This window comes from Agrobacterium sp. 22-226-1 (genome assembly GCF_053522345.1).
This window is the reverse complement of sequence record NZ_JBNWCP010000012.1, coordinates 89,123-102,627: the sequence shown is the minus strand read 5'-3', so window position 1 is coordinate 102,627 and position 13,505 is coordinate 89,123. Positions and strand designations below refer to the sequence as shown.

Annotated in this window: 13 protein-coding genes; 3 read left to right on the top strand and 10 right to left on the bottom strand. The window is 58.5% G+C overall.

What is annotated here, in order from left to right:
* Positions 1-28 precede the first annotated feature (28 nt).
* From ACQZ5K_RS19590 to ACQZ5K_RS19580, 3 genes are read left to right on the top strand one after another with little or no spacing between them, the layout of a single operon-like run.
* A complete protein-coding gene (locus tag ACQZ5K_RS19590; RefSeq protein ID WP_149622427.1) occupies positions 29-1,105 on the top strand; it encodes a tartrate dehydrogenase in 1,077 nt (358 codons plus the stop codon).
* Positions 1,106-1,135: 30 nt separating this feature from the next.
* Positions 1,136-1,606 (top strand): tripartite tricarboxylate transporter TctB family protein, encoded by a 471-nt coding sequence (locus ACQZ5K_RS19585; RefSeq protein WP_149622426.1) that lies wholly within the window; start codon positions 1,136-1,138, stop codon positions 1,604-1,606.
* 13 nt (positions 1,607-1,619) lie between these two features.
* Positions 1,620-3,125, top strand: a complete 1,506-nt coding sequence (locus ACQZ5K_RS19580) for a tripartite tricarboxylate transporter permease (RefSeq protein ID WP_210247477.1) — start codon at positions 1,620-1,622, stop codon at positions 3,123-3,125.
* A 188-nt stretch (positions 3,126-3,313) separates the two neighbouring features.
* Here the strand turns inward: ACQZ5K_RS19580 and ACQZ5K_RS19575 are convergent, their stop codons facing one another.
* The 10 genes from ACQZ5K_RS19575 to mhpA form a co-directional block, all read right to left on the bottom strand.
* The gene (locus tag ACQZ5K_RS19575; RefSeq protein WP_236760049.1) at positions 3,314-4,534 is read right to left on the bottom strand and encodes a methyl-accepting chemotaxis protein; all 1,221 of its coding nucleotides are present in this window, start codon (positions 4,532-4,534) and stop codon (positions 3,314-3,316) included.
* Positions 4,458-5,072, bottom strand: a complete 615-nt coding sequence (locus ACQZ5K_RS19570) for a hypothetical protein (RefSeq protein ID WP_448741155.1) — start codon at positions 5,070-5,072, stop codon at positions 4,458-4,460. Before ACQZ5K_RS19570 ends, ACQZ5K_RS19575 begins: the two co-directional genes overlap by 77 nt.
* A 108-nt stretch (positions 5,073-5,180) precedes the next feature.
* Entirely contained in the window at positions 5,181-5,537 is a 357-nt protein-coding gene (locus ACQZ5K_RS19565) for a hypothetical protein (RefSeq protein WP_149622424.1), read from the bottom strand.
* 500 nt (positions 5,538-6,037) lie between these two features.
* On the bottom strand, positions 6,038-6,661 hold the full coding sequence (locus ACQZ5K_RS19560) for a 3-oxoacid CoA-transferase subunit B (protein WP_448741154.1): 624 nt from the start codon (positions 6,659-6,661) through the stop codon (positions 6,038-6,040).
* Position 6,662: 1 nt separating this feature from the next.
* Positions 6,663-7,379, bottom strand: a complete 717-nt coding sequence (locus ACQZ5K_RS19555; protein WP_149622422.1) for a CoA transferase subunit A — start codon at positions 7,377-7,379, stop codon at positions 6,663-6,665.
* 183 nt (positions 7,380-7,562) lie between these two features.
* The gene (locus ACQZ5K_RS19550) at positions 7,563-9,008 is read right to left on the bottom strand and encodes an aldehyde dehydrogenase (protein WP_448741153.1); all 1,446 of its coding nucleotides are present in this window, start codon (positions 9,006-9,008) and stop codon (positions 7,563-7,565) included.
* A gap of 11 nt (positions 9,009-9,019) precedes the next feature.
* Positions 9,020-9,868 (bottom strand): fumarylacetoacetate hydrolase family protein, encoded by an 849-nt coding sequence (locus ACQZ5K_RS19545; RefSeq protein ID WP_149622420.1) that lies wholly within the window; start codon positions 9,866-9,868, stop codon positions 9,020-9,022.
* Positions 9,869-9,881: 13 nt separating this feature from the next.
* Positions 9,882-10,775, bottom strand: a complete 894-nt coding sequence (locus tag ACQZ5K_RS19540) for an acetoacetate decarboxylase family protein (RefSeq protein WP_153315413.1) — start codon at positions 10,773-10,775, stop codon at positions 9,882-9,884.
* A gap of 36 nt (positions 10,776-10,811) precedes the next feature.
* The gene (locus tag ACQZ5K_RS19535) at positions 10,812-11,966 is read right to left on the bottom strand and encodes an MFS transporter (protein WP_174057911.1); all 1,155 of its coding nucleotides are present in this window, start codon (positions 11,964-11,966) and stop codon (positions 10,812-10,814) included.
* Entirely contained in the window at positions 11,944-13,500 is a 1,557-nt protein-coding gene (mhpA, locus tag ACQZ5K_RS19530; RefSeq protein ID WP_448741152.1) for a bifunctional 3-(3-hydroxy-phenyl)propionate/3-hydroxycinnamic acid hydroxylase MhpA, read from the bottom strand. The genes ACQZ5K_RS19535 and mhpA overlap by 23 nt, the downstream gene beginning before the upstream one ends.
* Positions 13,501-13,505: the final 5 nt, after the last annotated feature.

The window sequence follows — 13,505 nt, the reverse complement described above, 5'->3', positions numbered from 1 at the left end:
GCTCTCAATCGATGTTTCGAGGTTTCTTATGCGTGAATACAAGATAGCTGCCATTCCTGCGGATGGCATCGGGCCGGAAGTGATTGCTGCGGGTCTTCAGGTTCTCGAAGCGCTGGAAAAGCGCAGCGGTGACTTCAAGATCCACTCGGAAACCTTCGACTGGGGCTCTGACTACTATAAGAAGCACGGCGTGATGATGCCGGCGGACGGGCTGGAAACGCTCAAGAAATTCGATGCAATCTATTTCGGCGCTGTGGGTGCGCCGGATGTGCCCGACCACATCACCTTGTGGGGCCTGCGTTTGCCGATCTGCCAGGGGTTCGACCAGTATGCGAATGTGCGCCCAACCAAGATCCTGCCGGGCATCACCCCGCCGCTGCGCAATTGCGGCCCGGGTGATCTCGACTGGGTTATCGTGCGCGAAAATTCTGAAGGCGAGTACTCCGGCCATGGCGGGCGCGCCCACAAGGGCCTGCCGGAAGAAGTCGGCACGGAAGTGGCGATCTTCACCCGCGTCGGGGTCACCCGCATCATGCGCTATGCATTCAAGCTGGCTCAATCGCGCCCGCGCAAACTGCTCACCGTCGTCACAAAGTCGAACGCACAACGTCACGGCATGGTCATGTGGGACGAGATCGCCGCCGAGGTGTCGAAGGAATTCCCGGACGTCACCTGGGACAAGATGCTGGTGGACGCGATGACCGTGCGCATGACGCTGAACCCGAAGAGCCTCGATACGATCGTTGCCACAAACCTGCATGCCGACATCCTGTCGGACCTTGCCGGCGCGCTGGCAGGCTCGCTCGGCGTCGCCCCGACCGGCAACATCGATCCGGAACGCCGCTTCCCGTCGATGTTCGAGCCGATCCACGGCTCGGCCTTCGACATCACCGGCAAGGGCATCGCAAACCCCATCGCCACCTTCTGGACGGCAGCCCAGATGCTCGAGCATCTCGGTGAAAAGGATGCCGCCGCGCGGCTCATGACTGCGGTCGAACGCGTCACAGAAGCCGGCATCCTCACACCAGACGTCGGAGGCAAGGCCAATACGCAGCAGGTCACCGACGCCGTCTGCGAGGCTATCGCAGGGTCCAATATCCTCTGACAGTTCGTGTCGAGGTTCGGGAGGGAAAAAATGGAAGACTCGTCGGTCAAGTACAGCCGCCACAACGTGATTGCGGGCGGTATATTCATCGGGATCGCGGCCCTCTTCATCGTGCAGAGTTCGAGTTACGACTTCGGAACCGCGCTGCAGATGGGCCCGGGCTTTTTTCCGATCGTGCTGGCCGTGACACTTTCCATATTTGGAATGCTGATCCTGATCGATGGATTGCGCAAGCCGCCGGAGCCAGTCGATGGCGCCGTGCCCTGGCGCGGTCTCATCCTCGTGTGCCTGGCGCTTGCGGTCTTTGGCGCCGGGGCTCGTTCTCTAGGGCTCATTCCGGTCGTTTTCCTTTGTACCTTCATGGCGGCCCAAGCCTCGCGGAAGAACGCGCCTCTGTCCGCCCTGGTCAGCGCGTTCGTCATGTCCGTCCTGTGCTACGTGATCTTCAAGATCGGTCTTGCCGTATCGCTGCCGACCTTCGGTCCGGCTCTCGGCTTCTGAGGTGGCTTCTATGATAGATCTGTTTTCCAATCTCGCGCTTGGCTTCGAAACGGCGATGACGCCTGTCAATATCGTCTGGTGCTTTGTCGGCGTGCTGCTTGGCACACTGGTTGGTGTGTTGCCCGGCATCGGGCCGACTGCGACGATTGCCATGCTGCTGCCGATAACCTTCACGTTCTCGCCCGTGACATCGCTCATCATGTTATCCGGCATTTATTATGGCGCTCAGTACGGCGGATCGACGACGGCGATCCTCATCAATCTGCCGGGGGAAAGTTCCTCGGCGGTGACCGCCATCGACGGTTATCAGATGGCAAGGAAAGGACGGGCGGGTCAGGCTTTGGCCACGGCAGCCCTTGGGTCTTTTTTCGCGGGATGCGTGGCAACCATGCTGCTGGCGATTGCTGCGCCGCCTCTTGCCGCGGTCGCACTTGAATTCGGCGCGCCGGAATATTTCGCGCTGATCGTTCTCGGCCTTCTGGTATCGATCTCTCTTGCTCATGGTTCTGTGCTAAAGGCGCTAGGGATGATCATCGTCGGCCTGTTGCTGGGCACCGTCGGGCAGGACATCTACACCGGCGAAGAACGCTTCACCTTCGGATATCTGGAACTGTCGCAAGGCATCAACTTCGTCTCGATCGCCGTTGGCGTATTCGGCGTTGCAGAAATCTTCCGCAATCTGCAGCACGAGTACACGCGTGAAGTGGGTGTAAATAAAGTGACTAATCTGTGGCTTAGCAAACAGGACTTCCGCCGAATCGCGGGTCCGGTCTTGAGAGGCACTGCGCTCGGCTCGATCCTGGGCGTCCTCCCCGGCGGCGGACATGTGCTCGCCTCGTTCGCCAGCTATTCTGCGGAAAAGAACCTCTCCAAGACGCCGGAAGAGTTCGGTCATGGCGCAATCGAAGGCGTGGCCGGTCCAGAAAGCGCCAATAACGCTGCCGCCCAGACGTCGTTCATCCCGCTACTCACTCTCGGCATCCCTGCACATCCCGTCATGGCCCTGATCGTGGGAGCCTTTATTCTTCAGGGGATCACGCCCGGCCCTGATGTGATCAATAGTCAGCCCGCCCTGTTCTGGGGCATTATCGCGTCCATGTGGGTCGGCAACCTGTTGCTTGTCATCCTCAATCTCCCGCTTATCGGGTTATGGGTGAAAATGCTGACGATCCCCTATCGAATGCTATTCCCGGCGATTGTCATCTTTGCCTCGATCGGCTGCTATTCGATTAACAACAACCCGTTCGATGTCTACGCCATCATTGCTTCTGGCGTTCTCGGATATGTCCTCATCCGCGTCGGCTGCGAACCGGCGCCGCTACTGCTCGGCTTCGTGCTTGGACCGCTGCTTGAGGAACACTTACGCAGGGCCATGATCATCTCGCGCGGTGATCCGACGGTATTTGTCACAAACCCCATTGCCGCCTCTCTTCTGGCGATAGGGCTGCTGTGCGTGATTGCCGCCTTGCTACCATCCATCCGTTCGAAGCGCGACCAAGTATTCGTTGAGGACGATTGAGCAGACGGTTCGATCAGCCGCTTTGGCCAACATTGCGAACATCTTCGCCACCAAGAAAGACATAGTTAAGGCTCGTGAGATCGCCGCCGAAACAATAAAAGAAGCTGGTCAGCTGAGTGGCAATGACATTTGATCAGCCCCCGGTGCCGACCGACCCTGAGGAAGGGGATTGCCATCAGGCGTGAAGCTCAAGCCGCCTGACGATTTCTTTCCGCAGAGCTCCCGGAGGTTCGAAAGTTGGAAAGCAACTGCGCCAGCTTCTCTGACTCTTGCGCAAGGCCGAAGCTCGCGGCATTCATCTCTTCGACCATGGCTGCGTTCTGTTGCGTCGCCTGGTCCATGTGGTTTACTGCCGAGTTGATCTCCTTCAACCCTGACGCCTGCTCCCTGGCGGCTATGCTGATCGCGTCCATATGTTGGTTGATCGCCTGGATGAGATCGACGATATCGGCCAGCCCTCCGCCTGTCTCCCTGACAAGTTTGACGCCTTCCGAAACGGCCGCTTCAGAGTTAGCGATAAGGGTCTTTATCTCCTTGGCTGCGTGCGCGGAACGTTGGGCGAGTTCGCGGACCTCCTGCGCTACGACGGCAAAGCCCTTGCCTGCCTCGCCGGCTCGGGCAGCTTCGACCCCGGCGTTCAAGGCAAGGAGATTGGTCTGGAAGGCGATCTCATCGATGACGCTGATGATCTGAATGATCTGCCTGGATGACTGCTCGATCCGTCCCATGGCCTCGACGGCGTTTCCGACCACTTCACCGGAATGATCGGCCTTTTTCCGTGCGCCCTGAACCAGATCGCGAGCCTCGGAAGTGCGGACGGACGCTGTCTGGACGTTCACTGTAATCTCTTCCAACGCAGCCACAGTTTCTTCCAGTGAGGCCGCCTGGCTCTCCGTTCGCTTCGCAAGATCGTTCGATGCGCCAGAGATTTCGCTGGAACCTCCATGAACGTTGCCGGACGAATCGGCAACAGCCATCAACACCTCCCTCAGTTGAGCAACGGACGAGTTGAAATCCATTCTCAGTGCTTCGAACTGGGGCGCGAGCTCCTCCTTGATCTCGCAAAGCATATCTCCCGACGCTAATTTTCTGAGCCCTTTGGCCAGCGCGCCGGTGGCGTTGTTAAGGCGGACTTCCGCTTCGGCCGCGGCGCGCTCTTCGATGGCCAGACGCTCGGCTTCCGCTCTGCGGCTGTTCTCTATCGCTTCTGCTTCAAGTTCGGCGTTTCGGATGGCGGCCTGCCGGAAAACCTCGACCGACCGCGCCATGCCGCCGATCTCGTCGGTCCTTTTTCCACCCGGAACGGTCACGTCGCGGTTCCCCTGCGCTAGGCTATTCATGCACCCAGTTAGGTGGGTGATGGGGATGGTGACGCGCCGGATGACGATGAACATTCCGACGATCGTCATGGCGATCGCGCCCAGCAGGATGGCCAGGTATGACGCAACACCCACGAGAGCGGATTGCGCCAGGCTCTGCCTTTTCATCAAGAAGTTTCATCGCCACCAGGGCAACATCCGCAACGCTGGCCTGGCCCTTGCTGCTCGCAGGCAGCCAGTCCTTCAGGTCGACCATCGCGCTGCGACCGTCAGCGAGATCCACATGCATCGAGTTAACAAGGTCCCAAAGCGGACCCTTGAAATAGGTGTTTTCCGCCGTGTTGAAGCTGTCCTTCAGAGAGCGGTCGGTCGTGGGATGATCGACAAGATTGCGAACTTGATCCCAGTTCGCGAAGGATCGGCCGTTCTGCATCATCAACGTTACAAGATCGTCTTGAGCGAGAGGCTGTTGAGTGGTAGCCGCCTTGTTCAGAACGATGGAAGCCGCACCAACGGCTGCGCGAGTAGCCCAAGCCCCGGCGCGGATCTGCAACAGATCGACAAGTTTGTTGTCTAGCGAGCGTATATTGCTCTCGGTCATGGCAGAGGCAATCTCAAGCTCTTTCAAGAATTCCTGGCCGAAGCTCGTATAGGCTTTACCAACAGCCTGATCCCGCTGAGCGAGCTCGGTAACGAACTGCGTATCGGCGCGTTTGCGGAGGGTTTCGTTTTCTCCCTAGAAATAGTTGATCTTCTTCAAGGAACCGGCGAGTTCGGCCGACTGTATCGCAGCTCCAGCCATTCTGAGAGCCGTCATTCCCTGATCGACCATTGCGCGATCGACCGGGACATCCTGAAGTCGGGCGCGTCCTTGCTCAAGCGTCGCCTCGAGAATCGTCACGCTGTGACCCCGCTCCAGACGGTAACCAAGAAGGATGTCAAAAACCGCGCGGTTGACGGCTGTATAGGCTGACACGGTGCTGTAGGTGCGGAAACTGGAATAGGAAGCGTTCAGCGCGCTGCCACAAAGTATACACAGTGCAAGGCTGAATAGTAAAAACACCATTGTGAGAACGTTCCTGATCGACAGCATGAATACCCCCCAATTCGTCAGTGGTACAGCTTAGCTTCGAAACGATAAGACTGTGCTAACACGTTAGCCGAAGTATTCGCACACCGGTGGATCTCCGCCTGGCACTATCTCAAGGCACGGAGCATTCGGCGTCTAAACGTTGATGGGACCTAGCCACGTTGGGGTGTGGGCCTCGAAGAAATGGAGCTCGACGTATGGAGGTTCAGCTGATCTCCACTACCTGAGCGACGACACCAGATCGCAGCTCTGGAGCTTGAATCGCGAGTTGCGACTTAGTTTTCGAACGGAAGACATCCGGCTGCTGCGTTTGGTTTGCGTTGGCGGCTTTTATCAAACCAGGACATGATTTATCTCCAGCCGAAAGCTATTTTTCTCAGTCCCGGCCACATATGATCATGCGGACGCCGCCGCATATATAGCCGCAAGACGATTCCGAAAATCTTTGGCGCCGAGTAAACCTGCGGATATGAACGGTGCTGCTAAGTGAGGCGAACGTGGAACTACGGGGGCGTTTTTGATCGAATTTCGGCCAGGGACACATCGTGTGCCAACTCGATAAGGCACATCCCCGCTGTACCCTTTCGATCGATTTCGAAGACGCCGAGATCGGTGATAACCAGATCGGCAACCCGACGCCCTGTGAGCGGGAGCGTGCATTCCTCCAGAAGCTTGGGCACCCCACCAGCCTGATGTTCCATTAATACGATCACGCGCTTGACGCCGGCAACGAGATCCATGGCGCCACCCATGCCCTTCACCATCTTGCCCGGAATCATCCAATTGGCAAGATCGCCCCTTTCGGACACTTGCATTGCACCAAGGATAGACAGGTCGATATGACCGCCCCGGATCATTGCAAAGCTCTCAGCCGACGAAAAGTAACTACTGTTTGGGACCTCTGTGATGGTTTGTTTGCCGGCATTGATCAAATCGGCATCTTCTTCTCCATCGATGGGAAACGGCCCCATCCCAAGCATTCCGTTCTCGCTCTGGAGCGTCACCCGCACCCCTTGCGGTATGAAGTTTGCGACCAGTGTGGGTATACCGATCCCAAGATTCACGTAAAAGCCGTCTTTCAGTTCACGCGCGGCTCGCGCAGCCATCTGTTCGCGGGTCCACGCCATGTCAGGCAACCTCCTTGTGCGATTTGGGCCGAACGGTCCGTTGTTCGATCCGCTTTTCAGGATTCGGCACCTGCAGTACCCTCCGTACGTAGATGCCGGGTGTATGGACGCCGTCGGGATCAATAGTCCCCGCAGGCACAAGGTGCTCAACCTGCGCAATGGTCACTTTAGCCGCGGTCGCCATCACGGGATTGAAATTCCTCGCGGTTTTTCGATAGACGAGGTTACCTTCGGTATCCCCTTTGAACGCATGGATGATAGCGAGGTCCGCGGTCAGGCTGGTTTCCAAAATATACTCGGCATCGCCGAACATCCGCGTTTCCTTGCCTTCAGCAACAACCGTTCCAACGCCTGTCTTCGTGTAAAACCCAGGAATTCCGGCACCGCCTGCTCGAATCCGTTCGGCCAAGGTTCCTTGGGGGTTGAATTCGAGTTCGAGTGCGCCGGACAGGAACTGTGCGGCAAACAGCTTGTTCTCGCCGACATAGGAAGAAATCATCTTTCGGATTTGACCGCTTTCCAGCAAGATGCCGAGTCCGAAATTGTCGATGCCGGCATTGTTCGAGATAACTGTGAGGTCCTTCACGCCCGACTGACGTATTGCCTCGATAAGAACGGTGGGAATACCGCAGACACCGAAGCCGCCGGCCAGAATTGTCATTCCATCGAACAACGTATCGGCCAGAGCTTCCTGTGGATTTACAACGACTTTTTTCATCTCCCTCTCCGGATCTGGGCGGTACCTTTGCGAACGAAACAACGTCATAGCGGGTGGCTTGGGTCCGGCTCAGCGACCTCTCGGTCACCAAGCCGTCCCGGTCGGCCGGCAAATAGTCCGGCAGCCTGCGCGATGCGGGCCAGGCACCGGCCGAGCAAACACGTGGAATGCGGTCTGGCTTAATTAGAATGGATAGCCTTGCTTCGGATCTTCGATGGTGATCCACCGAAGATCCGTGAACTCCGAGATCGCGGCTTTGCCACCGAACCGTCCCCAGCCTGATTCCTTGACGCCGCCGAAAGGCATCTGCGGCTCATCGGCAACTGTAGGTCCGTTGATATGGCAAATGCCGGATTTTATGCGCGCCGCGATTCTCAAGCCGGCCGTGACATCGTTCGTATAGAGCGAAGCGGCAAGACCATATTCAGTGTCGTTTGCGATTGCGACAGCTTCCTCCACATCCTTCACACGGATGATCGGTTTGACCGGTCCGAAGGACTCCTCGCTATATATGCGCATCGCCGGTGTGACATGATCGAGGACAGTCGCTTCGACCACGGCCCCATTCCGCCTGCCGCCAGCGACGATTTTGGCGCCCTTGTCCAAAGCGTCCGCAATAATTGCGTCCATCTTCAACGCAGCCTCGAGACTCACCAACGCCCCCAAAACATTCGGGCCATTGGGGTCACCCGCGGGCAGTTTATCGGCTTTCTCAGCGAGCGCCTTCGTGAACTGGTCAGCGATGCTTTCAACGACGATTATGCGCTCCGTCGACATGCATATCTGGCCCATGTTCATAAAAGCCCCGAACGCCGCCCCATTGACCGCAGCCTCGACATCCGCATCGTCAAGCACGATGAATGGGGCCTTGCCACCAAGTTCCAGCAAGCAAGGCTTGAGCTCCTCCGCGCACAGCTTTGCGATGATCCGGCCGACGCGCGTCGAACCCGTGAAATTCACTCTCTTCACCTCCGCCGCCCGAACAAGCGCTTCGACGACGCGGGCGGCATCCTCGGGAGCATTCGTTATGACATTCACGACACCTGCAGGAATTCCTGCATCATTCAGCACCTCACCGATCATCCGATGGGTTCGGGGGCACATCTCGGATGCCTTGAGAACCACCGTATTGCCGCAGGCCAAAGGCGTGGCGATTGCGCGCGTACCAAGAATGACCGGGGCATTCCAGGGAGCGATGCCAACACACACTCCAACTGCCTGGCGGACAGCCATTGCCATGCTGCCGGGCTTCTCGCTGGGGATGATTTCCCCGGTAATCTGGGTCGTCATTGATGCCGCCTCTCGCAGCATCTTCGCAGCAACGGCAACGTTGAAGGAGCCCCAAGGTCCAGTCGCACCCGTTTCCTCGGTGGTAGCCGCGATGAAATCACCGGAGCGCTGCTCCATAAGGTCCGCCGCCTTGAGAAGGAGCTTTCGTCGCTCATGCGGACCTTTTGCAGACCAAGCAGGAAAGGCCCCGTGTGCGGCGCGCACCACGGCGATCGCGTCTTCCGGTGAGCCGGCGGCTACAACTGAAGCGACCTCGTTATTATAGGGGTTAAGCCGCTGGAACGTCTTGTTTTGTGACGCGAGCACGCTGCTTCCGGAAATCAAAAGATCTACGTTCATGTCGTTTCTCCTCATTCGGCGACAAAGTGGTTTTCGATTGCACCGAGGCCGCTCACCTCCACTCGCACGACGTCCCCCGGCTTCATGAACGTTTCTGTCGCAATTCCCACGTTCGACGGCGTTCCGGTTGCGATGATATCGCCCGGTTCGAGGGTCATCACGGTTGAGAGGTAGGAGATCTGATCCCAGATGTTGTAGATCATGTCGCCAGTCGAGGTCCGCTGGCGCTCTTCACCATTGAGGGAGAGCGTAAGGGTCAAATTGTGAGGATCGGCGATCTCGTCGTCGGTGGTGATCCACGGCCCGATCGGACCGTGCGTGTCGAAGCTCTTGCCGAGCGTATAGGTGGGCGAGCGGAACTGCCAGTCACGCGCCGTGACGTCGTTCGCGACGAAATAGCCTGCAATAACGGACCGGGCGTCCTCGCGGCTGACATGCCGGCACCGTCTTCCGATGACGAAACCCAGTTCGGCCTCGTAATCGACTTTTTCGGAGACGTTCGGGATCACAATGTCGTCGAAGGGCCCATTGATGCAGGTGACCTGCTTGTTGAACCAGAGCTGCGACTTCGGCGTCGCGATCCCTGCGGCGGCAGCCTCCTCCGCATGAGCCTTGTAGTTCATCCCGATGGCCAGAAACTTGCGGGGATCATCGATCGGCGCAAGCAAACGTACTTCGGATAGCTGGAAACAGGGCGCATTCACGGACTGAATGGCAGATCGCAGTTCGTGCAACCTTTCGATCAAGAGCTTCATGGAGCCATTCAGGTCTGGCGCGACATTCGTGAGATCGAAGACATAGTCGCCTTCGACCCTCCCGAGCCTGGTTTTTCCTTCGACCGCAAATCTGGCGAGTTTCATATCTTTTTCCTGTTTACTCTGTCGCCGGTTCGACCGGCCGGATGCTGTTTACGGATACACCGATGCCAGGGCCCGAAAAGGCGACCATCTCGGTTCTGACGATTTCGAGACATGGGAGGTCTGCAATGGTGTTGACGATGTGAAAGGTAGTCGGGAGCTGCTCGAACGTGGCGCGGTGCCAATTGAAGCTGCCGTTGGCCCTCCACCGCTTGAAGTCGTAGCCCTCGAAACTGATGGCGTCGGGACGCCCTTCGCCTGGCCGCGGCGCCGGTGTGGTGACATAGGCGACGTCGGCGCCACCCCCCTTGCGCGGGTTCGTGCGGGGCACATATTTATAGTACATGGCCGCGCCACCGCCCGAACCGGGCAGGCTCGGGGGGGCATCATCCTCCACCATATCCGTGAGCGCGATATCGAAGAACTTGAAGCCGAACCAGGACGTCTCGCATGAAGCCGTACCCTTTTCGCGGTCCCAGGCAATTTCGGGCATGTCGCAAAAGAGTTTCGGGAAGCCCATCTCGTCGCGGCCGGTCAGGATCGCCTCAGGTTGGCCCTCCCAGATCACCGGGCAGAAAGAGCCATCAAGGGTCTCGGTTTTACCCTGATAAGTAACCGGAAAATCAAGCGACAGAATTCCGTAACCTCGACCGGCAAGCCAGTAGAGGTTCTTGAACCAGGCGCAGGAAACGCTGAGCAGTGGTTCGCCTCGCAAGCTCATGCCAGGCGGAAGAAGAGCCGCCAGCTTCTCGGGGTCGGTGCGATATGTGATCGCCATCCACTCCGCATTCATCGTGCCGGTTTCTTCCAGTGACCACATGCCGCCGCCGGGCCTTTGGCGGGGACCTACCGCCGGCCCGAAAACGACAGGCATTCGGTAGCGATGATCGGGGTTTGGTGTGAAGCCCATGTTTTGATCTCCTTGAAAGCGTCTAGGCAGCAAATGTCACGTTGTCCCGGCCTGCTGGATCACGCGCGTGGACAGACGGGCCCGGGCGAACAGCGCCACGGTCACGCAGGCGACCACGGCGGCCGTTAGGCCAATGGCATGGTAGCCGATCACATCCGACAGGACGCCACCCAGGAGAGGCGCGATCGCAGAGCCCGCCATCGTCATTGCAGGCGTAGCGGCCGCAGCCCGAGCGGAGGGATCGACCTTGGCGAGGAAGCCAAACAGAAATGTGTGGGTGAAGATCATAACCGCAGCGAAGAAGAGCGACGGCACTGCATACAGCAGGAAATCGTTCGACCCGGTGATGAGAACGGAAAGAAGAGCCTGAACGGCGGCGCCGGCAATGCCAACTACAAGCGGCGGTAACCGCTTCTGGAGCGCGGCGGCGATCAATGCCGGGAACATATTGACGATCCCGATCGACAGGAGGACTGTCTGAACCTCTCCCTCGCCGTAGCCCCTCGCCATGCCGATCCTTTCCACATAGGAAAAGGTCAGGGCCTGGACGAAGTTCATCAGCATCACTCCAATGGTTACAAGCCAAGCGGCGGCAGGGATGCGAGCGGCCGTATAGTGCTGGACTTCCGTCCCCGCCTGCTGCCTGGGGAAGAATATCGACGTCACGAGCGCCGCCGTTCCCATGATCGCGGCAAGGATCATAAAAAAGGTTGGAGGCCCGCTTTGGGCGATGACCGCTGGCGCGGTCCCGAGAAATACGAGCGCGAAGACGCCGAATCCGGCCGAGCCGAGCGCAAAGATCCGCAAAGGATTGGCCGTCCGTCCCATTGTTCCATGCGTTGACGAAAGCGCCGCTCCCGTGGCCATACCGGCAAGGGCATGCAGGACGAGGAACGTTCCGAACCCCGGCGGAAGCTGTGACATCAAAACGAAGCAGACTGCACTTGCGCCGTAGCCACCCGGCGCCAGCAAATGGCCGGGGAGTTTGTGGAACATTCGCGCTACTCCGAGGCTTGCCAGCACGACGCCGAGCAGGAATGCGGTAACCAGTCCGCCCGCATGCGTGTTCCCGAACCCGAAGCCGGCCGAGAGCGTCCCCACCCATACTGGCAAGGCCGCAAGATCGATCATCCCGGCGATATGCCCAAATATCAGTGCGACGGTGGCGCTATGCGACTTCATTGAGAACATGCTCTCTTCCCCCCAACATGCCTTCAACGGTCTCAAGCAAGGTATCGATCTCATCGGTATTGGCAGCGGTGCCGAAAGCGTAAAAATCCGGTCGCGCGAGGTAGGCGACAGCACCACGGCTATCGAGCCAGTGAGTGAGGCGCCCGTTGATATCCCGCCAGCCGGCTTCGCCGAGAAAGATTTGGCGGATGCCAAGTCTTTCCAGTCGCCCGTCATCGACCGCAATGCGTGTGACCAAGACCAAATCCCGGCCGACCAGATCATCGAGACGAACCCGAATATCGCCGCGCGCCAGATCGTCATGCGGGAGAAGTTCACCGGCGCCGCCGATGGGCTTACCATCACCGTCTCGCGCTATGATGCCACCGGACAACGGCGGGAAAGCCGGCGGTGGCGGCAGGTTTCCGGCAAAAAAGGCCTCATCCCTGCGGCGAGCTGCTTCGGGATCGGGGACGCAGATCACCTGTCCCATCGCCATCGAGATTCTGATGACGGCGTCCACATGGGGAGAACGCTCGGCCTCGTAGGTGTCGAGCAGGTTTTCTGGCGCGGAACCGTCGAGGACCCGGTTGAGCTTCCAACCGAGATTCCAAACATCGCGCAATCCGGCGCACATGCCTTGCCCCATGAAGGGTGGCATGAGATGGGCGGCATCACCGGCAATCAGCATCCGGCCCTTCCGCCAGCCACCCGCAAGCAGCGAGCGGAATCGATAGCTCGCGCTGCGGATGAGCTCGCCGTCTTCTTGTGAAAGCCATGGGGATAAAAGTTCCCAAACCCTGTCGGGTTCGCACATCTGCGTGGGCGTTTCGTCGGAGCGAAGCATGAATTCCCAGCGCCTGTTGCGCACACCGCTTGGCACGATCGTGGTGGGGCGTGCCGGGTTGCACCACTGAGCCGCATTGGGAATGGAGAGCTTGTCCGGATCGTGTGGCCTGACGTCGACGACGAGCCAGGATTCGTCGAACCCATGGTCGATAACGGATACATCCATCATCTTGCGTACGAAGCTGTTGGCTCCGTCGCAGCCAACCAGATAGCGGCCGGTCAGCATTCGTGTTTCTGAATGATCGATGGTCAGGGTCTGCGCGTCGAATCGGGCCAGCTCGACCTCAATATGATCATCTGCGTCGTGTGCTGCGACGGCCTCCATGCCGAGGTGATAGGAGATCCCGTCGCGGTGCAGAAGATCCTCGTGAAGGATCTGTTCAAGGTCGGGCTGGTTGAACGTATATCCGGTCGGGCCGCCGGAGATCGATTCTCGGGTCTCGTCGATATCGATCAACGCTTTCCAGTCTTCATTGTACCAGACGTAATGACCCATCTCCCGGGAGATGGCGGCGACTTCACTGGATATGCCAAGAGCGTGGAAAATGCGCTTTATCTCGTGGTCGTAGCCGATCGCACGCGGCAACGGATAGGCCTGCGGCCAGCGCTCCACGACCGTCACAGTGTGCCCGACGTCGACAAGCTGCCGGGCAAGTACCTTGCCTGTCGGTCCATAGCCGATAATGATGACATCGTATTCTGTCATGACTT